This is a genomic window from Brevundimonas sp. GW822-FHT03E11 (assembly GCF_058801445.1).
Genome location: NZ_JBXANG010000002.1, coordinates 79,102 through 98,401, shown reverse-complemented (window position 1 = coordinate 98,401; position 19,300 = coordinate 79,102). Strand labels below are relative to the sequence as shown.

At 65.9% G+C, this 19,300-nt stretch carries 16 protein-coding genes; 14 read left to right on the top strand and 2 right to left on the bottom strand.

The annotated features are described in order from the left end of the window. The first annotated feature begins 558 nt into the window (after positions 1-558). From AC1RKE_RS03335 to aguB, 5 genes are all read left to right on the top strand, one after another. The gene (locus tag AC1RKE_RS03335; RefSeq protein WP_395942117.1) at positions 559-1,593 is read left to right on the top strand and encodes a capsular polysaccharide export protein, LipB/KpsS family; all 1,035 of its coding nucleotides are present in this window, start codon (positions 559-561) and stop codon (positions 1,591-1,593) included. Positions 1,594-1,768: 175 nt separating this feature from the next. Further along, on the top strand, positions 1,769-5,119 hold the full coding sequence (locus AC1RKE_RS03330) for a TonB-dependent receptor (RefSeq protein WP_333897618.1): 3,351 nt from the start codon (positions 1,769-1,771) through the stop codon (positions 5,117-5,119). A 175-nt stretch (positions 5,120-5,294) separates the two neighbouring features. Beyond that, complete coding sequence (locus tag AC1RKE_RS03325; protein WP_348684401.1) at positions 5,295-6,302, top strand: agmatine deiminase family protein; 1,008 nt, start codon at positions 5,295-5,297, stop codon at positions 6,300-6,302. Next, entirely contained in the window at positions 6,299-6,694 is a 396-nt protein-coding gene (locus AC1RKE_RS03320; protein WP_182714782.1) for a four helix bundle protein, read from the top strand. Before AC1RKE_RS03325 ends, AC1RKE_RS03320 begins: the two co-directional genes overlap by 4 nt. Then, a complete protein-coding gene (gene aguB, locus AC1RKE_RS03315) occupies positions 6,691-7,590 on the top strand; it encodes an N-carbamoylputrescine amidase (protein WP_395942116.1) in 900 nt (299 codons plus the stop codon). Before AC1RKE_RS03320 ends, aguB begins: the two co-directional genes overlap by 4 nt. Positions 7,591-7,650: 60 nt before the next feature. Here the strand turns inward: aguB and AC1RKE_RS03310 are convergent, their stop codons facing one another. Beyond that, complete coding sequence (locus AC1RKE_RS03310; protein ID WP_348683420.1) at positions 7,651-8,391, bottom strand: alpha/beta fold hydrolase; 741 nt, start codon at positions 8,389-8,391, stop codon at positions 7,651-7,653. 198 nt (positions 8,392-8,589) lie between these two features. Between AC1RKE_RS03310 and AC1RKE_RS03305 the strand changes: the two genes are divergently transcribed. The 7 genes from AC1RKE_RS03305 (at position 8,590) to rplT (ending at position 15,347) form a co-directional block, all read left to right on the top strand. Next, the gene (locus AC1RKE_RS03305) at positions 8,590-9,552 is read left to right on the top strand and encodes a glycosyltransferase family 9 protein (RefSeq protein ID WP_348683422.1); all 963 of its coding nucleotides are present in this window, start codon (positions 8,590-8,592) and stop codon (positions 9,550-9,552) included. Between the two features lie 125 nt (positions 9,553-9,677). After that, positions 9,678-10,199 (top strand): translation initiation factor IF-3, encoded by a 522-nt coding sequence (infC, locus tag AC1RKE_RS03300; RefSeq protein WP_039244129.1) that lies wholly within the window; start codon positions 9,678-9,680, stop codon positions 10,197-10,199. Between the two features lie 140 nt (positions 10,200-10,339). Continuing rightward, positions 10,340-12,325: an alpha/beta hydrolase family protein gene (locus AC1RKE_RS03295; RefSeq protein WP_227976010.1), complete on the top strand. Its 1,986-nt coding sequence runs from the start codon at positions 10,340-10,342 to the stop codon at positions 12,323-12,325. Between the two features lie 109 nt (positions 12,326-12,434). After that, the gene (locus AC1RKE_RS03290; protein ID WP_152949079.1) at positions 12,435-13,202 is read left to right on the top strand and encodes a hypothetical protein; all 768 of its coding nucleotides are present in this window, start codon (positions 12,435-12,437) and stop codon (positions 13,200-13,202) included. An 88-nt stretch (positions 13,203-13,290) separates the two neighbouring features. After that, on the top strand, positions 13,291-14,577 hold the full coding sequence (locus tag AC1RKE_RS03285; RefSeq protein WP_054764101.1) for an MFS transporter: 1,287 nt from the start codon (positions 13,291-13,293) through the stop codon (positions 14,575-14,577). 164 nt (positions 14,578-14,741) lie between these two features. Continuing rightward, positions 14,742-14,939 (top strand): 50S ribosomal protein L35, encoded by a 198-nt coding sequence (rpmI, locus tag AC1RKE_RS03280; protein ID WP_054766748.1) that lies wholly within the window; start codon positions 14,742-14,744, stop codon positions 14,937-14,939. Positions 14,940-14,993: 54 nt separating this feature from the next. Further along, entirely contained in the window at positions 14,994-15,347 is a 354-nt protein-coding gene (gene rplT / locus AC1RKE_RS03275) for a 50S ribosomal protein L20 (protein WP_054764100.1), read from the top strand. Positions 15,348-15,416: 69 nt separating this feature from the next. Here rplT and AC1RKE_RS03270 read toward each other — a convergent pair whose 3' ends face one another. Beyond that, positions 15,417-17,036, bottom strand: a complete 1,620-nt coding sequence (locus AC1RKE_RS03270) for a response regulator (protein WP_348683425.1) — start codon at positions 17,034-17,036, stop codon at positions 15,417-15,419. A 159-nt stretch (positions 17,037-17,195) separates the two neighbouring features. Between AC1RKE_RS03270 and AC1RKE_RS03265 the strand changes: the two genes are divergently transcribed. Continuing rightward, entirely contained in the window at positions 17,196-18,182 is a 987-nt protein-coding gene (locus AC1RKE_RS03265) for a polysaccharide deacetylase family protein (protein WP_348683427.1), read from the top strand. A gap of 41 nt (positions 18,183-18,223) precedes the next feature. Continuing rightward, positions 18,224-19,300, top strand: coding sequence for a phenylalanine--tRNA ligase subunit alpha (pheS, locus tag AC1RKE_RS03260; protein ID WP_348683428.1), 1,077 nt, complete (start codon positions 18,224-18,226; stop codon positions 19,298-19,300).

Sequence of the window (19,300 nt, the reverse complement as noted above, 5' to 3'; positions counted from 1 at the left end):
TTGCATCCAGGGCGTCGGCTTCTTCGTGCGCCTGCCTCAGCCGCCCCCGCAGTTTCCCCATCGCTCAGCTTTAGTGGGTTGATCCCTCTGCGGCTAAGCGCGACAAAGCCATCGAACAAATTCTCTTGCGCCAGATGTTCTGATAGGAGAGGTGAAGCGACCTGGCGTTGTATGGATCGCCAGGCCGGACGGCGTGGAACCCCTTAGATGGTCGATTTAAGACACTCCAATCGAACCTTCTTGGGCCGGCGGCGCAGGCGCTACCGGCTTCGCGGAGAGGTCATGAGCGCGCCTCGACCTCAGCTTCGCCTTCGCACCCCCACGCCGCAGCGGGCGGCCGAAATCGCCGTCTTCCCTACGTCTCAAAAAAACGGTGCGGAGGCCGGGCCAGGTCGCGCGATCCAAAGCTTGGATGGTCGGAGATTCCTTATCGTCTCGGCGCCGTTCGGGCCGTTCGGCGTCGCCTTGGCGCGGACTCTCGAAGCCCGCGGCGCGACCGTCCAGCGAATGATCTTCAATGCGGGCGACGCCTTGAACTGGCCGCGAGCGGGGGGAAGGGTGTTCAAACACTCCGCCCAGGTCTGGGCTTCGCGACTGGCGGAACTGACGGCCGATTTCACCGATCTTCTGCTGTTCGGCGAGGGCGGCCCTTACAATCGCGCGGTTCTGTCTGCGGCGGAAGGACTTGGGCCACGCGTTTGGGTGTTGGAGAACGGCTATTTCCGCCCGGACTGGATCACCGTCGAACAGAACGGCGTGAACGCCTCAAGCGGCCTGCCGCGTTTCAAGGACGGCTATCCGGAGCCGGCGCCGCTTTTGCCCGATCCGAAACCCGTGGGGCGGATCCTGCCGCACCATGTGGTCAACATCACCGCCTATCATGTGGCTCAGGCCGTGGGGGGCTTTCTCTTTCCGCGCCACGCCAGCCACTATACCGCCTCTCCGCTCAGCCAGTGCCTGGGTCACGTCCGGCGATATTTCGGTCTGGCCCTTCAGTCGCCGTCACGCAACGATGTGGAGGTGATTGCCGCGCGGGGCCCCTTCTTCATCGCCTGTCTTCAGCGGGAGGGCGACGCCCAGCTGCTGCGCTATTCCCGCTATGCCGACAATACGGCCTTCCTCGCGGAGGTGATGACCAGTTTCGCCGTCCATGCGCCCAAGGCGTCGCGGCTGGTGATCAAGAACCACCCTCTGGACCCGGGCCTGATCGATCTGGAAGCCGTCACGCGGCGCCTGGTCATCGAGCGGGAGCTGCAAGGCCGGGTCGATTTCATCGACGGCGGAAACCTGGCCCAGCTGTGCCGCGCCTCTCAGGGCATGGTGGTCAACAACTCTTCCGCCGCGCTTTCGGCCCTGGGGTTCCAGACGCCGGTCAAGGTGCTGGGCGACGCCTTCTTCAACTTCGACGGTCTGACGGATCAGCAGGCGTTGAACGACTTCTGGTCTAAACCCCATGCCCCGGATCCTGCTCTGTTCGTCCGGTTCCGCGCCCATGTGATCGCCCAGAGTCAGGTCAACGGCAATTTCCACGAGCCGCGCGCCATTCGGCGCACCGCCGAGGGCGTAGCGGACGTGTTCGAGCGGGTTTCCTGAACAAAATTTGCGCTTAAGGGCGTCAAGGGTGTGCTCTCTGAGCCACCCAAGGGCGCTGTCACGACTCTGACACATATGTGTCACCTAGCGTTACAAGATGGATCGTACACGGGGCCGGATTTAGACGTGACGACCACGTTTCCGACTTTTTTGGTCCACCAGCTGGGGATAGCGAATGACCTTCCGTAAATTGGCGTACGGCGTTTCGGCCGCCGCCATCATGATGTCGGCCTCGACGGCCGTCTTTGCTCAAGAGACGACCGGCGCCATCCGCGGCCGCATCCTGGACGGCTCCGGCGCGGCCGTGGTCGGCTCGGTGACCATCGTTCACGAGCCCACCGGCACGACCGTCACCACCATGTCGGACTCGTCGGGCTTCTACAGCGCGCGGGGTCTGCGCGCCGGCGGACCGTACACGGTGACGGTTTCAAGCGCGGCCGGTGAAGGCGGCATTCAGCTGGACAGCATCGGTGTGGGCGACGCCGTCAACGGCGACGTGATCGTCAATCAGGCCGCCGCCGAGCTGGAAGCCATTACGGTGACCGGCCAGCGCTTCTCCAACGACTTCGGCTACGGCACCGGCTCGAACTACGGCGCGGGCGACATCGCCGCCGCCGCCTCGATCAGCCGTGATCCGAAGGACATCGCGCGCCTCGATCCGTTTGTGACGCTTGACCCCTCGAACGAAGACGCCCTGTCGTTCGCCGGCACCAATACGCGCCAGAACCAGTTCACCGTCGACGGCATTCGCCAGAACGACGAGTTCGGCTTGAACGGCAACGGCTATCCCACCCAACGGTCGCCGATCTCCATCGACGCCATTCAGGCTTTGAACGTTTCGGTGGCGCCCTTCAGCGTCATCAACAACGGCTTTGTCGGCGGTTCGATCAACGCCGTCACCAAGTCCGGCACCAACACCTTCTCGGGCTCGGCCTTCTATGAGAAGTCGGACGACAGCCTGCTGGGCGACCGGTACTGGGGTTACGGCCCGCGCGGCAACGGTTTCCGCGCCCGCCAAGACTATAACCGCGTCTTCGACGAAAAGACCTGGGGCGCCACCCTGGGCGGTCCGATCATCCGCGACACCCTGTTCTTCTTCGCGTCTTACGAAAAGTTTGAGTCGCAGTTCTCGCTGAACGAAGGTCCGGTCGACGCCGGCTTCGCAAATCCGATTCCGCGCATCACCACTTCGGCCGTCGAAACCTTCCGGCAAGGCGCCAAGACGCGCTACGGCTATGAAACCGGTTCTTTCGTCAATGTGGCGCCTCCCGTCCAGGACGAGAAGTACCTTGCGAAAATCGACTGGAACATCAACGCCAACCACCGGTTGGCCGTGACCTTCCAAGAGACGACCGGCACCTCGTTCAACGGTTCGACCACGTCGGCCTTCATTAACGGCGGCTCGACCACGCAGCCGCGGTTGGCGCTGGAATCCAGCCAGTATGTCAAGGATGAGCGCCTCACGACCTGGAACGCTCAGTTGAACTCGCAGTGGACGGACGCCTTCTCGACCGAACTGCGGGTCGGCTACAAGGAAACTGAAACCACCCAGCTGCCTGTCGGCGGACTGACTGTCGGCCAAGTCACGGTCAACGTTTCCGATCTGGCGGGTGTTCAAGCCGGCTCGGGCACGCCGCAAATCCAGTTCGGCGCCGACAACTTCCGTCACGACAACTATCTGTACAGTGAAGTGAAGAACGCCGAACTGATCGGCCGCTATAGCTGGGGTTCGCACGACTTCATGGCCGGCGCGCGGATTGAAACGCGCGACTTCACCAACGTCTTCGTGTCGCAGTCGCTGGGTCAGTGGACGTTCAACAGCTATGCCGACTTCCTGGCCGGTAACGCTTCTGGCCTGATCATTCGCGGCGCGGTCAACCCGACCGGCGGCACCGTTCCCGCTCGGTTCGGCACTGCGCGCGACGGGGCTGTCGAATTCGGTTACGACGTGAACTCGCTGTACGCCGAAGACACTTGGCAGATCAGCGACACGCTTCGCCTGAATTACGGCCTGCGCTACGACTGGTTCGCCATGGACGACCGTCCGGTGCTGAACACCAACTTCCGCACCCGCAACGGTTTCGACAACACCGCCAATCTGGACGGTCGTGACCTGCTGATGCCGCGCCTGGGCTTCAACTGGACGCCCAGCGACTGGTCGATCTCGGGCGGCGTCGGTCGCTTCTCGGCCATCGGCACCAACGTCCAGATCGGCAACCCCTTCGGCAACGACGGCGCGCGGATCACCAATGCGGTCTGCACCGGCGCCATTCGGGGCGTGACGGATCTCTCCGTCGTTCCCACCGGCGCGAACTGCACCTTCACGCCCGGCAACGGCAGCGTGGTGGCGCTGGATCCGAACTTCGAAATCCCCAGCGCCTGGAAGTACAACCTGACGGTCGCCCGCGATTTCCGCCTGCCGCTGATCGAAGACTTCCGTCTGCAGGCGGACGTCATCCGTACGGATTTCGAGAACGCCCTCTATTACCGAGATCTGCTCGCAACCCGCTCGGGTTCAGCGCCGGACGGTCGTCCGGTCTATACCCACCCGACCGGCCCGGTGGTCTTCGATCTGCTGCTGGATAATCTGAAGGACGGCGGATCCTCCACCTCGGTCGCTCTGACGGGTCAGAAGACGTGGCGCGACGGTGTGTTCGAAGGTCTGGACGTCCGCAGCACCTACACCTACACGGAATCGGAAGACGGCAATCCGATGACCAGCTCGCAGCCGGACTCGTCCTATGTCCGCTTCGCTTCGGCTGATCACAACAACCCGGTGCTGGCGACGTCGGACTACGAAATCCGTCACAAGTTCACGGTCAACGCGAACTACACCCGCGCCTTCTTCGGCGACAACGAAACGTCCATCAACGTCTTCGCCCAACGCCGCTCGGGCCTGCCCTTCTCCTACGTTTATCATAGCAGCCGCACGGGCAACTACGACAACGATTTCGGCAACGCCGTTCCGCAGTCGTACTCCGGCGCCCTGGGTACGTCGAACCAGCTCTTCTACGTGCCCCAGACCGACGGCAACGGCGTCGTCACCGCCACGAGCGATCCCCGCATCACCTATGCGTCGGGCTTTAATCTGACGGACTTCAACGCCTTCCTGAACAACACGGGTCTGATCAAGTACGCCGGCTCGATTGCGCCGCGGAACGCCTTCCGCACCGGCGCCGTCACCACGGTGGACCTGCGCCTGTCGCAGGAAATCCCGGTTCCGGTTCTGCCGACCGGTAAGCTGAAGCTGTACATGGACATCGAGAACTTCGGGAACCTGCTCAACGAGAAGTGGGGCGTTCTGGAGCAGTATCCGTTCTATCGCGGCGTCGGTACGGTTGTGCTGAACTGCCAGACGGCCGGCGTCGCCTCCTCCTGCGCCGCCCCCAATGCAGTGTACCAGTACTCCTCGCTGCAAAGCGCAGGCGCTGCCGGAACGCCGCTCGGTGGTGAGGCTAAGCGCCCGAACGCCCAACTGCCGGCCTCGACCTGGCAGATTAAGTTCGGCGCCCGCATCTCGTTCTAAGTGAAGCGAGCAATGTGCTGACGAAGGGCGGTCCGGTCGCGGGCCGCCCTTTTTCTTTGGCCGCAGCCCCTTGGCGTCCGGCGCCGTTGAAGTCGGGGGCGGTTGGGGCCATATGGCGCGGCTCGCGGATCGCCCGCCCGTCGCCTTCGAACCCTGACAGGACTCTCGCCCGCCCATGACCGCTCCTCTCCCCGCCGAATGGGCTCCGCACCGCGCCATCTGGGTGGGCTGGCCCAGCCATGCCGAATACTGGTTCGAACCCTTCGAACAGGCCCAGGACGAGGTCGAGGCTCTGGTGCGGGCCCTGGCCGGGCCGGGGCGCGAACGGGTGAAGCTGATGGTCGGGGCGCCGGAGCTGGCGGAGGGCGTGGGGGCGCGTTTCGCCGACGGCGCGAACGTCGAGGTGGTGGCGGGCGTGTTCGGCGACGTCTGGCTGCGCGACACCGGTCCTCTGTTCTGGGCGGGATCGAAGACGGCCGCCGCCTTCCGCTTCAACGGCTGGGGCGAGAAATATGTGATGCCCGGCGACGAGACGGTGGCCGAACAGATCGGCCTTCATTCCGGCGCGACCCTGAGCTGGAACGACTTCGTCATGGAGGGCGGATCGCTGGATCATGACGGGGAGGGCACGGTCCTGACCACGCGCCAGTGTCTGCTGAACCCGAACCGCAACCCGGGCTGGAACCAGGACGAGGCGGTCGCGACCGCCGCCCTGGCAGCCGCCGTCGGGGCGAAAAAGGTGCTCTGGCTGGGCGACGGCCTGCTGAACGACCACACCGACGGCCATGTCGACAATCTGGCGCGTTTCGTCGCACCGGGCGTCGTGGCCTGTCCGATCGCCTGGGGGCGCAACGATCCCAACGCCGAGGTCTATGACGCCGTGGCCCGCGACCTGTCGGTCATGACCGACGCCGCCGGCCGAAAGATCCATGTGCTGAGGATTCCGTCGCCGGGCCTGGTCCTGGACGAGGACGAGCGCCCGATCCCGGCCAGCCATATGAACTTTCTGATCGCCAATGGGGCGGTGATCGTGCCGACCTATGGCGACGATCGCGCGGCCGACATGGCCTGTCAGGCGTTGAAGGAGGCCTTCCCCGATCGCGAGATCATCCCCCTGCCGTCGAACGCCATCCTGACCGGCGGCGGCTCATTCCACTGTATCTCCCAGCAGGAGCCGGAATGAGTGGCGAGTGGCGCGTGGCGAGTGGCGAGGTTCGTCACTATCGCGACCTGCTGGTCTGGCAAAAGGCGCTGACCTGGGTCGAGCTCGTCTATGCGGCGACCTGCGAATGGCCTTCGGATGAACGCTTCGGACTGATCAGCCAGGTCAGGCGGGCTGCCGTGTCTGTGCCTTCCAACATCGCCGAAGGTTGCGCCCGGCGCTCCACGCCTGAGTTTCTGCGTTTCCTCTCCATCGCCCGAGGTTCTCTGGCGGAGGTGGAGACCCAACTGATCATCGCCCAACGCCTGACCTATCTCGATGAAGCCGCCCTGATTCGGCTGCTCGAACCCGCCGACGAAATCAGCCGAATGCTTTCCGGCCTCATCTCCAAACTCGAGGAGCGCACGAAATGACTTCCCTCGCCACTCGCCACTCGCCGCTCGCCACTTCCAGGACCATCACCGTCGCCGGCATCCAGACCTCTTACGGCGAGGACATGCAGGCCAACATCAAAAAGACCATCGACTTCGTGCGCGAGGCGGCGGCGAAGGGCGCGCAGGTGATCCTGCCGTCGGAACTGTTTCAGGGGCCGTATTTCTGCGTCTCACAGGAGGAGCACTGGTTCGCCCAGGCCTATGAGTGGCGCGAGCACCCCTGCGTCACGGCCCTGGCGCCGGTGGCCAGGGAGCTGGGCGTGGCCATACCGGTCTCGATCTTCGAGAAGGACGGGCCGCAGTATTACAATTCGCTGGTCATGCTGGACGCCGACGGCGAGGCCCTGGGCGTCTATCGCAAGAGCCATATCCCCGACGGCCCCGGCTATCAGGAGAAATATTATTTCCGGCCGGGCGATACGGGCTTCAAGGTCTGGAAGACGCGCTTCGGCAAGGTCGGGGTCGGCATCTGCTGGGACCAGTGGTTCCCCGAGGCCGCGCGGGCCATGATGCTGATGGGCGCCGACGTCCTGATGTATCCGACCGCCATCGGCACCGAGCCGCACGACGCCGCCCTGCACACGGCCGAGCCCTGGCGTCGGGCCATGCAGGGTCACGCCGTGTCCAACGCCGTGCCGGTGGTCGGGGCCAATCGCATCGGCCATGAGACGGTGACCGAGGTCGGCCAGACCTTCTACGGCCATTCCTTCATCGCCGATCAGCAGGGAACGCTGGTCGAGAGCCTGGGCGCCGAGGAGGAGGGGGTGCTGGTGCACCGCTTCGACCTGGACGAACTGGACCAGTACCGCGCGGCCTGGGGCTTCTTCCGCGATCGGCGGACGGATCTCTATGGGGCGCTGACGGGCGCGAAGTAGGCGGTCCCTGATTCCGTCATCCTCGGGCTTGACCCGAGGGTGACGGAGGAGTTGGGTCGATCAGCCCCGCATCCCCTCCACCGCCTCGACCAGCCGGGTCAGGTCCGCCGGCGACGACAGCCGGTGGTCGCCGCCGTCGATCAGGTCCAGGCGGACGTCGCCGCCCGTCAGCCGCTCGATCAGTTCGACCTGATGGCGCCAGGGCACCACGTCGTCGGCCCGCCCCTGGAGGATATGGACCGGGGCGGCGATGTCGATGACGCCGTCCAGCAGCAGCCAGTTCCGCGCCTCCTCGAACATGCGACGGGTCAGGACGTATTCGCCCAGGCCCTCCTCGACGATCAGGGTCTTGCCCTCGCGCACTATGGCCTGGCGCTCGTGGTCGGCCAGGCCTGGCCACATCAGCCGTTCGGTAAAGTCCTGGGCCGGATTGATCAGGACCAGACCCTTGATCCGCTGTGGCCGCGCCAAGGCCGCCAGCAGCGAGACCCAGCCGCCCATCGACGAGCCGACCGGGATGACCGGGCCCGACAGGCTGTCGATCAGGGCGATCGCATCCTCGCGCCAGCGACCGATGGTGGCCCGGCGCCAGTCGCCGGACGACTGGCCGTGGGCGAAATGGTCGTAGCGGATGAAGCTCCAACCGCGGTCGCGCGCGGCGGCGTCCAGGGCAAGGGCCTTGGTCCCCTCCATGTCCGAACGGAAGCCGCCGATCCAAACGACGGTGGGAACGGAGCCGTTGATCCGTTTGAAGGCGAGCGTTTCGCCATCGGGGCGGGACAGGTGTTGAAGATCGTTCATGGGGCTCTTGTGCCGCGACTTTGTATGGGCGTCATCCTCCTGTTCGCGTCTTCGTCATCCTCGGGCTTGACCCGAGGATCGGGCGTGACGCACACGGACGGCTGAAGGCGGCGACAGTCGCCACTCCATCCGCAGTCTTTCGCGGCGCACCCGATCCTCGGGTCAAGCCCGAGGATGACGGTGTGAAAGGTCAGTCGTTTGTCCGCACCCCAGGTCCTGTTCGTCACCTCCAACCGCATCGGCGACTGCGTGATTTCCTCGGGCGTGATCCGAGAGATCGCGCGTCAGGTTCCGGGGGCGCAGATCACCGTCGCCTGCGGTCGCCCGCCCGCCCCCTTCTTCCGCTCGGCGCCGGGCGTGGTCCGGACCCTCGTGCTCGACAAGAAGAAGATGGCCGGTCACTGGGTCGATCTTTGGAAACAGGTCGTCGGTACGCGCTGGGACCTGGTGATCGACATTCGCGGTTCGGCCCTGGCCTATCTGATCCCGGCGAAACGGCGCATCGTTTACAACCGATCTTGGGAGACCGGCCTGCGCAAGGTCGAGATGGTGTCGCGCCTGATGGGGTCGCAGACGCCGCTCGATCCCGAAATCTTCCTGGACGATCAGGCGCGGGCCGAGGCCGCCGCCGTCATTGATCCGCAGCTGGCCGGCGGCGCCGGTCCCGGACCGATCATTGCGCTCGCCCCCATCGCCCACCAGCCGGGCAAGAGCTGGCCCGCCGACCGCTGGGGCGCCCTGGTCGAGAAGCTGAAGGCCGAGCCCCGTTTCGACGGCTGGCGCTTCATGCCCGTGGGCGGGCCGGGCGACCGGCCGCCGGCGACCCCGGCCCTGGAGGCGGCGGGGCCGCGGGGGATCGACTTCGTCGGCAAGGGCGACATCCTGGCCTCAGCCGCCGCCATCGATCGGGCCGATCTGTTCGTCGGCAATGACTCGGGCCTGATGCACGTCTCGGCGGCCCTGGGCCGCCCGACGCTGGGCCTGTTCGGGCCCACGGAATGGTGGCTGTACGGGCCCTGGGGCCCCAAGACGCGCACCGCCGCCTCGAACGAAACGCGCGGCCAGTTCGCCCCGATCGAGGACCTGACGGTCGAACATGTCTTCGAGGCCGTGCTGGCCCTGCACGACGCCTATATCGCCGGAGCGCCCGCCGAGCCTTGAAAAATAGGGCTTCCTGACGCATATTGCCGGGCGAGAGGGGACCGTGGCCACAGCCGCGCCCGTTCGCTCATCACGACACACGCCTTCTTTGACCACATAAGGAAACGACGCCCATTCGCCGTCCCATGCAAGCGCCACCCGTGAAAGACGGGCCGCGTATGAACCAGGATATCCGCGCCCCTCGCGTTCTGCTCATCGACCAGAACGGGGAAAAGCAGGGCGTCATGCCCACCTCCGCCGCTCTGGAAGCCGCCGAGGAAGCCGGGCTGGATCTGGTCGAGATCGTCTCCACCTCCGAGCCGCCGGTGGCCAAGATCCTCGACTACGGCAAGCACCGTTTCCAGGAACAGAAGAAGAAGGCCGAGCAGCGCAAGCGCCAGAAGGTCGTCGAACTGAAGGAGATCAAGCTCCGTCCCAACATCGACACCCACGATTATGAGGTGAAGGCCAAGGCCATGCACCGCTTCTTCGACGAGGGCGACAAGGTGAAGGTCACCCTGCGCTTCCGCGGTCGTGAAATGGCCCACCCCGAACTGGGCATGAAGCTGCTGAACAAGGTCCAGGCCGATTTCGACGAAATCGCCAAGGTCGAGTTCGCGCCCAAGATGGAAGGCCGCCAGATGATCATGATCCTGGCCCCGCGCTGATCGACCGATTCATCGCCGAGTTCTGAAAGCCCCGGTCGGAAACGGCCGGGGCGTTTTCTTTTTTGCGTCCTGAGCGAAGAGGTCTTGCAACCTGGGCTTTGAGGGTCTGAAAAGGAGCCGGGACTCGGGGGAGGACGGGCGTGGTGTTCGGATTGAGGATTTGGGCGGCCGCCGTGGCGGTCGCGGCGGCCGTGTGCGGGGGCGGTGCGATTCCGGCTCAGGCTTCGGCTCAGAACGCGCCGCCGCTGGAGGCCTACGGCGCCTTGCCGGCGATCGAATATCTGGAGCTGTCGCCGAGCGGCGATCGCCTGGCCCGCATCACCGTCGCCGGCGAAATCCGCGCCCTGGTCGTTACGGATATGAGCGGCGGGCTCCTGTTCGTCGCCGACGTCGGGGATGTGAAGGTCCGCGACCTGCGCTGGCTCGGCGAGGACAAGGTGCTGGTCGTCACCTCTCGCACCGAGAGCATCGCCTCTCTGGGGGTGCCCAGGTCCGAACTGTATTTCGGTCAGATCCTCGACCTTCAGACCCAACGAATGGTCCAGGTTCTGAACCGGACGCCGGACGTGCTGGCCGTTCTGTACGGCCCGGCTACGATCCGTCGCTCGGATGAGGGCGCGACGCTTTATGCGCGCGGCGTCAATCTGGTGACCAATCAGATCGATCTTCACGCCATCAGCCTGACCTCCGGGCGCGGCCGTCCCGTCAAGGGCATGGACCGGGAGATCGAAGACTTCGTGCAGGACCCGTCCGGCGACGTGATCGCCATGGGCCGCTATGTCGAGCGCAGCAAACAATGGACGCTGCGCCTCAAGCAGGGGAATTTCTTCCGCGACGGCTGGTCGACGGAGGCGCCGATCGACACCCCGGCCTTCTATGGTCTGGGCCGCACGGCGCGATCGATAATCATCGGGGCGGATCGACCCGATCTGGCGCCTGCGGATCCGGAGGCGGAAACCCTGGACGTGCTTTTCGAGGTGGATGTGGACAGCGGCGAGTGGAGCCCCCTGCCTTTCGAACACCATCCTGACTTTCTGGTGCATCATCCCGTCACCCAACTTCTGATCGGCGCGGGCCGGACCGAGGACGACGGCGTCCATTATGAGTTCATCGACGCGGATGCGGCGCGTCGCTGGGCCGCCATCGAGCGCGCCTTTGCCGGCAAGCGGCCGAAGCTGGTGTCGTGGAACGACGCGCAAGACCAGATTGTGGTCTTCACGGATCAGGGCGAGGCGGGTGTCTATCAGCTGATCGACTTCCGCCGCGGCGTGGCGGAGATTCTGGCCGAACCCTATCCGACGGTCCTGCCCGAACAGGTCGGCGCGACACGACGGGTGGCCTATAAGGCCGCCGACGGGTTGGAGATCCCCGCCTATCTCACCCTGCCGCCGGGCGTAGAGACGCCCAAGGCCCTGCCTCTGATCGTCCTGGCCCACGGGGGGCCGGCCGCTCGCGACGAGGCGGGCTTCGACTGGTGGGCCCAGGCCCTGGCGTCGCGCGGCTATGCGGTGCTCCAGGCCAACTTCCGCGGCTCCACCGGCTACGGCCGCAGCTTCATGGAGGCCGGCTACGGCGAATGGGGCCGCAAGATGCAGACCGACCTGTCGGACGGCGTCCGCTGGCTGGCGTCCGAAGGGATCATCGACCCCGAGCGGGTCTGTATCGTGGGCGCCAGCTACGGCGGCTATGCGGCCATGGCGGGCATGACCCTGGACGCGGGGGTCTATCGCTGCGGCGTCGCCGTGGCGGGCGTCTCAGATCTGCGCCGCATGGTCAACTGGGAGGCGCGCCAGGAGGCCCGCCGCGACAGCCAGACCGTTCGCTATTGGAACCGGTTCATGGGGGCCGAACGCCTGAACGATCGCGGGCTGGACGCCCTGTCGCCGGCCTATCAGGCCCAGGCGAGCGCCGGCCCTCTGCTGCTGCTCCATGGCCGCGACGATACGGTCGTTCCGATCGAACAGAGCCGGGTCATGGCCGAGGCCCTGCGACGGGCGGACAAGCCGGTCGAGTTCATCGAGCTGAGGGGCGAGGATCACTGGCTGTCGCGCGCCGACACCCGGATGCAGATGCTGCGCGAGACGGTGCGGTTCCTGGAAATGAACAATCCAGTGGGCGCGAACTGACGCCGGTCTCAGGCAAATTTTCTGACGGCCCGTCCTTGAGACTGGCGCCGCGTCTAAAGGACTTCTAAGTTTCGCGAAGTCGATGGGGATCGGCGCGAGGGGGGGTCCGATGAATCATCTCGCCACGGCTGCGGCGCCGCGGCCCAAGGCGGACGCCTGGTTCTTTCCCGTCATGACCGCAGTGGTCTGGCTGGGCGTGATCATGGGGTTCGGCGGCGAAATGGTGCGCCAGTCTCGCGCCGGCGATCTCACCTACCCGCTGATCGTGCATATTCACGCCTTGGTGTTCACGGGCTGGCTGGTGGTGTTTACCGCCCAGGTCGTCTTTATCCGTCAAGGCAGGTTCGGCCTGCATCGGACCCTGGGCTTGGCGGCGATGGCGCTCGCGGGGGTAATGTTGGTCCTGGGGCCGGCGACGGCGCTCATCGTCCAAGTGAATCGCCTGGGTTCCCCGGCGGCGGATCCCGCCTTCCTGGCCGTGTCCATGAGCGACATGATCAGCTTCGCCGGTCTGGTCTGCGCGGGCTTCATCAATCGCGCCAAGGGCGCGCTGCACAAACGGCTGATGCTGTTATCGACCCTGGCGCTCGCCGACGCAGGTTTCGGACGTTGGAGTTTCGCGCTTCTGGGCCAGTCCTTACAGCCAGTGCTAGGCGATGGATTCGCCTGTGCCTTCATCACCGGTTGCGGGTTCAGCGCTCTCGCCCTGCTCGCCCCTATGTTCCTCGACCTCGTCATGCATCGACGGATATCGGCGGGTGTGGCATGGGCCACTGCCTGGGCGATCGGTTGGTTGGTCGTGGCCACGTCGCTCTATCCCAATCCTGTCTGGAAAGCCTTGGCGGGCGGCCTCGTGGCGTGGCTCGGAGGACAGTGAAGGTTTGGGCGGCGCATCCGGCGGGGATTCGATCGACGACGTCAGGACGGCGCTTCTCGCAGGCCAAGCGTCGCGCTAAGCGTGGGGCATGACCCAGACGACCCCGAGCCCCGCCGTTCGTGCGCCCGCCCTGGCGGTTCTGTTTGCGGTGGTCTTCATCAATCTGGTGGGGTTCGGGCTGGTCGTGCCGCTGCTGCCCTTCTTCGCCCAGAGCCTGAAGGCCGAGGCCTGGCAGATCACCCTGATGTTTTCGGCCTATTCGCTCGGCCAGTTCTTCGCCGAACCCTTCTGGGGGCGGCTGTCGGATCGGGTGGGAAGAAAACCTGTGCTGCTGGTCACGCTCGTGGCCAATGCGCTGGGCTATCTGATGCTGGCCTTCGTGCCCAATATCTGGCTGGCCGTCGCGGTCAGGCTGTTCACCGGCCTGGGGGCGGGCAATATTTCGACGGTCCAGGGCTATGTGGCCGACGTCACCCCGCCGGAACAGCGGGCGGGGCGGATGGGGCTGATCGGCGCGGCCTTCGGCCTGGGCTTCATCGTCGGGCCGGGGCTGGGCGGACTGCTGACCCAGCCGCAGCTGGGGCGGCTGGGCTACCAGTTGCCGATCTTCCTGGCCGCAGCCCTGGCGGCCCTGGCGGCCGTCGGGGTGATGGTCTTTCTGCGCGAAAGCCGGGCCAAGGCCGATCCCACGGCGGCGCGTCCGGCCTTCCTGGCGGGGTTGAAGGACGCGCGGACCAATCCGGTGGTGTCGCGGGTTCTGGTCGTCACCCTGATCTATATGGCCGGCTTCTCGGCCATGGAGAGCGTCTTCGGCCTGTGGTCCGAAAGCCGCTACGCCTGGGGTGCGCGCGAGGTGGGGCTCAGCTTCATGATCGTGGGCGTGATTTCGGTCCTGAATCAGGGCTTCCTGGCAGGGCGGCTGGCGCGCCGGTTCGGCGAGGCGCGGGTGCTGGCGACCGGCATGCTGCTGTTCGGGGCCTCGCTGGTGCTTCAGGTGCTGGCGCCGGTCGAGTGGTTCCCGGCGGCCCGGCTGGAGCTGGGCGGCCTGTCCCTGCCGGTGGTGCAGGGATGGGTCGTTCCGATCATCATGGCCGTGGGCGCTTGCGGCATGTCCCTGGCCATGCCCAATATCTCGGCCATGATCAGCCGAGCCTCGCCGCCGGATCGGCAGGGGGCCATGCTGGGGCTCAACATGGCCTCCAGCTCGGTGGCGCGCATCTTCGGCCCCATGGTCGCTGGGGGCCTGTTCTCCGGCCTGGGGCATGACTGGCCCTTCCTGATCGGCGCGCTCTTGACAGTTCCGGCGGCGGTGATGGCGCTGAATGCGGGGCGGGTCATTCGCAAGGTCGATGACGGCGTGAAAGCCCCGGCCTGACTCATCTTGCGCTGGCCTCGGTCTTCGCGTAGAAGCCGCGCCTTCGCGTACCGAACCGCCGGGCGAACAGGCATGCCTGGGCGGTTCATAACTCTGGAGAGACACCTCACCCGACGGGCTCAAGCAGTCCGAAGGACGGTCGCCCCTCCAACAAGGAGACTGAAATGCCGAAACTGAAGACGAAGTCGGGCGCCAAGAAGCGCTTCAAATTCACGGCCACTGGCAAGGTGAAGGCCGGGGTTGCGGGCAAGCGTCACCGCTTGATCAGCCACAATTCGAAATACATCCGCCAGAACCGCGGCACCGAGACCATGTCCGACGCCGACGCCAAGAAGATCAAGTCCTACATGCCGTACGCCTGATCGGCGCGCGCTGTACGAACTGATCCAACCCAAAGAATTTGAAGGAATAGCGACATGGCTCGCGTGAAACGTGGCGTAACTTCGCACGCCAAGCACAAGAAGGTTCTGGAGCAGGCCAAGGGCTTCTCCGGCCGCCGCAAGAATACGATCCGTACGGCCAAGGCCGCCGTCGACCGCGCCGGGCAATACGCCTATCGCGACCGCCGCGCCAAGAAGCGCAACTTCCGCGCCCTGTGGATCCAGCGCATCAACGCCGCCGCCCGTATCGAAGGCTTCACCTACAGCCAGTTCATCAACGGCCTGAACAAGGCCGGCGTCGAGCTGGACCGCAAGGTTCTGGCCGCCATCGCCGCCGATCCGACCGGCTTCAAGGCGATCGCCGACAAGGTCCGCGCCGCCCTGGCCTAAGCCGGGTCTTCGCGACAAGGATCAACGCCCGCTCCGGTTCGCCGGGGCGGGCGTTCTTCGTTTCAGGGATCAGGCTGCGGCCCTCTCGGCCGTCGGGGTCTCTGCTTCGGCTTCGGCCAGGACCAGGCGAATGGCGTTCAACAGGGCGTCAGGCTGGATCGGCTTTTGCGCCACCCCGTTCATGCCTGCGGCGACATAGTCCAGTTCGTCGCGTTCATCGGCGTTGGCCGTCAGGGCCAGGATCGGCAGGCGGGCGGCCGGTCCGGGCAGGGCGCGGATGGCGCGGGTCGCCACGATCCCATCCATGACCGGCATTTTGATGTCCATCAAAGCCAGGTCGAAGGGGCGGTTGCTGACGGCGTCCAGCGCCTCCTGTCCGTTCTCGGCCAGTTCGACCGTGCAGTTGAACATCTCCAGCAGTTTGGCGGCGACGAAACGGTTGGCGGCGTTGTCGTCGACCACGAGGACATGCAGGGTCTCGTGCGCGGTGGGCTCGGCCATCGGAACGGCGGCGGCGGCCTCTTCGGCCGCGCAGGCGGTCAGGGGCAGGACGACATGGAAGCGCGCGCCGCCCAGGGGCGAGACGCTGAGGCCGATGCCGCCGTCCATCCGTTCGGCGATCTGGCGACAGATCGCTAAACCAAGGCCGGCGCCGGCGCCTTCGCGCCCCGCCTTGCCGGTGTTGAAGGGTTCGAAAATGGTCGCCGCCGCCGCTTCAGGCACGCCCGGACCGCTGTCGTCCACCGTCAGCTCGACCCTGACCCCGTCGGGGGTCAAGTGGCTGGACAGGGAGACGATCACACCGCCGCTCTGGGTGAACTTCAGGGCGTTGCCGACCAAATTGTTCAGCAACTGTTTGATGCGCATGCCGTCCGCCCTGACCCAGGGGCCGGCCTCGAACTCGGTGCGGACCGTCAGGCTCAGCGCCTTCTCCTCGGCGCGCGCGCGCCACAGGGCGTCGATGTCGAAGGCCACGGCCGACAGGTTCAGCGGCTCCTCCTCCAGGGTCAGCATCCCGGCCGAGGCGCGAGACATGTCCAGGGCGTCGGTCAACAGCCGCAGCAGGCTCTGGCCGGAATCGATGACGGTGCGGACGTAAGGCCGCAGCTCTTCCTGCTCGAGCTTCTTCTCCATCAGGGCGGCGACGCCCAGGACGCCGTTCAGAGGGGTGCGGATTTCATGGCTCATCACGGCCAGGAATTCCGATTTGGCGCGGCTGGAGGCGACGGCCTCGGCCTCGGCGGCGGCCAGATCGCGGGCCAGGGCGCCCATCTCCTCGGCCCTCTGGCGGTGCAGGGCGGCGCCGGCCTGGACGATCTGCAGGGCGGTGCCGACCCCCAGGTAGCGGCCGTCGGCCACAACGATGAAGCCGCCCAGCAGGGCGCCAAGTTCGGCCGCCCCATAGGCCTGGAAAAAGAACTCCGCGCTGGTCGAAGCCTCGGCTACCGGGGCGTTGCGGTCCATCAAACTTGCCGCCGGCTTGCGGGCGTAGAGGGCGCGACCGTACTCCGCCGCCATCCGCAGGGTGAAGGCGTTGCGCTCAATCAGCCCCAAAGGCCGTCCGTCCTGCCCCACCACCGCGATCGCCAGGGTGTTGGGTTCTCGCTGGAAACGGTCGAACACCTCGGCGCCCAGGGTGGACGGGGCGACCGGCGCGATCAATTCGACAAAGTCACCCACCAGCGGCATTCGGCCCCCCAATGTCCACATCGGGGGGGCTTAGCGATTGATCTTTAACATCAGCTTTGCCGTAGATGAACCTTTCGCGGCGCCTTTCCGACAATTGATCCGTAAGCTGATGAAATAAGCCGGGGTTGCGCGTGCGGCGACAGGCGTTAGGCTTTGGGTATGACGCGCCGCCTCTTCAGCCTGATCCTCGCCCTGGTCGCCGGTCTCGGCAGCCCGGCCCTCGCCCAGGATCGGAAGGTGGCCGTGACCTTTGACGACCTGCCCTATCAGGGGCCGGCGGCGGCCCTGTGCGACCCGGCGCAGCTGATGCGGTTGACGACGGATTTCCTGGCCATGCTCAAGCCGCTGGATACCCATGGGACGGCCTTCGTCAACGACGGCCGGGTGTGCGAAGCGACGCGGGCCTCGACCCTGCCGACGGTTCTGAACCTGTGGCTGGACGCCGGGCTCGACCTGGGCAATCACAGCTTCAGCCATATCAATATCCACCAGACGACGGCGGAAGCCTATCTGGCCGATGTGGACGCCGGCGCTGCGACGACACGGGCCGCGCTTCAGGCGCACGGGCGGACCCTGCGCTGGTTCCGCCACCCCTATCTCTTCACCGGCGAGACTCAGGAAAAGCATGACGCCATCGCCGCCGGCCTGGCCGAGCGCGGCTATACGGTCGCGCCGGTCACCATCGACAACAACGACTGGATGTTCGCCGACGTCTATCGCAAGGCCGAGCAGTTGGGCGACGCGGCGCTGAAGCGGCGGATCGGCGAGGCCTATGTGGCCCATATGACCCGGGTGCTCGACTTCTATGAACCCTACAGCGCCGAACTGACCGGCGGGCGCGAGCCGGCCCAGGTCCTGCTGCTGCACGCCAACAGCCTGAACCAGGCCTATTATCCGCAGATCCACGCCCTCTATCTGGCGCGCGGCTATCGGTTCGTGCCCCTGGAGGAGGCGCTGGCGGACCCGATCTATCAGCACGCCGACACCTATGTCCGCGCCAACGGGATCTCGTGGCTGCACCGCTGGAAGGTCACCGACGGCGAAGCCATTCGCTGGGAGCCCGAACCGCCCGCCTGGATCGTCGCGGCCAACAAGGCGCCGGCGTCGGAACTTCAGGCCATCGCCGGGGCGCAAACCGCGCCTTGAAGGGTGACGAAACGGCTCCGGCCCGCTAAGGCACGGGCCAAATGACCGATCTCGCCACACTCGAACTCGACCTGATCAACGCCATCGGCGGCGCGGAAACCGTCGCCGCCCTGGAGGAGGTGCGCGTCGCCGCCCTGGGCAAGTCCGGCTCCGTTTCCGGCCTGCTGAAGGGGATGGGCGCCCTGAGCCCCGACGAACGCCGCGAACAGGGGCCGATGATCAACGGCCTGCGCGACCGCGTGTCCGCCGCCATCGCAGCCAGGAAGGCCGAGCTGGAGGCCGCCGAACTGGACGCTCGGCTTCAGGCCGAGCGGATCGACCTGACCCTGCCGGCCCGGCCGCGCAGGAAGGGCGGGGTCCACCCCACCATGCAGGTGATGGACGAGATGATCGCCCTGTTCGCCGAGATGGGCTTCGCCGTGGCGGAAGGCCCGGACATCGAGGACGACTTCCACAACTTCACCGCCCTGAACTTCCCGCCGAAACATCCGGCACGGGAGATGCACGACACCTTCTTCCTGAAGCCGGACCCCGAGTCGGGGGAGCGTAAGGTGCTGCGCACCCACACCAGCCCGGTGCAGGTCCGCACCATGATGTCGCAAAAGCCCCCGATCCGCATCGTCGCGCCGGGGCGCACCTTCCGTAAGGACTCCGACGCCACCCACACGCCGATGTTCCACCAGATCGAAGGTCTGGTGATCGACCGCGACATCCATATGGGCCATCTGAAGACCACGCTTCAGACCTTCATCGCCCGCTTCTTCGAGCTGGACGCGGTTCAGGCGCGCTTCCGTCCGCACCACTTCCCCTTCACCGAACCGTCGGCGGAGATGGATATCCGCTGCGACCGATCCGGCGGGAAACTGGTGTTCAACACCGGCGACGACTGGCTGGAGATCCTGGGCTGCGGCATGGTGCATCCCAATGTGCTGAAGAACTGCGGCATCGACCCGGACGAATATCAGGGCTTCGCCTTCGGCATGGGGGTGGATCGGCTGGCCATGCTGAAATACGGCGTGCCCGACCTGCGTCCCATGTTCGAGGCCGATACGCGCTGGCTGGCGCACTACGGCTTTTCGGCCTTTGCGGCCCCCAATCCGGCTTCGGGCCTGAGCTGA

What these genes read in the sequence shown, in the direction of transcription:
- AC1RKE_RS03330 (WP_333897618.1), top strand. Translation starts at nt 1,769, where the DNA reads ATGACCTTCCGTAAATTGGCGTACGGCGTTTCGGCCGCCGCCATCATG.
- AC1RKE_RS03325 (WP_348684401.1), top strand. Translation starts at nt 5,295, where the DNA reads ATGACCGCTCCTCTCCCCGCCGAATGGGCTCCGCACCGCGCCATCTGG.
- AC1RKE_RS03320 (WP_182714782.1), top strand. Translation starts at nt 6,299, where the DNA reads ATGAGTGGCGAGTGGCGCGTGGCGAGTGGCGAGGTTCGTCACTATCGC.
- aguB (WP_395942116.1), top strand. Translation starts at nt 6,691, where the DNA reads ATGACTTCCCTCGCCACTCGCCACTCGCCGCTCGCCACTTCCAGGACC.
- AC1RKE_RS03310 (WP_348683420.1), bottom strand. Translation starts at nt 8,391, where the DNA reads ATGAACGATCTTCAACACCTGTCCCGCCCCGATGGCGAAACGCTCGCC.
- infC (WP_039244129.1), top strand. Translation starts at nt 9,678, where the DNA reads ATGCAAGCGCCACCCGTGAAAGACGGGCCGCGTATGAACCAGGATATC.
- AC1RKE_RS03290 (WP_152949079.1), top strand. Translation starts at nt 12,435, where the DNA reads ATGAATCATCTCGCCACGGCTGCGGCGCCGCGGCCCAAGGCGGACGCC.
- AC1RKE_RS03285 (WP_054764101.1), top strand. Translation starts at nt 13,291, where the DNA reads ATGACCCAGACGACCCCGAGCCCCGCCGTTCGTGCGCCCGCCCTGGCG.
- rpmI (WP_054766748.1), top strand. Translation starts at nt 14,742, where the DNA reads ATGCCGAAACTGAAGACGAAGTCGGGCGCCAAGAAGCGCTTCAAATTC.
- rplT (WP_054764100.1), top strand. Translation starts at nt 14,994, where the DNA reads ATGGCTCGCGTGAAACGTGGCGTAACTTCGCACGCCAAGCACAAGAAG.
- AC1RKE_RS03270 (WP_348683425.1), bottom strand. Translation starts at nt 17,036, where the DNA reads ATGCCGCTGGTGGGTGACTTTGTCGAATTGATCGCGCCGGTCGCCCCG.
- AC1RKE_RS03265 (WP_348683427.1), top strand. Translation starts at nt 17,196, where the DNA reads ATGACGCGCCGCCTCTTCAGCCTGATCCTCGCCCTGGTCGCCGGTCTC.
- pheS (WP_348683428.1), top strand. Translation starts at nt 18,224, where the DNA reads ATGACCGATCTCGCCACACTCGAACTCGACCTGATCAACGCCATCGGC.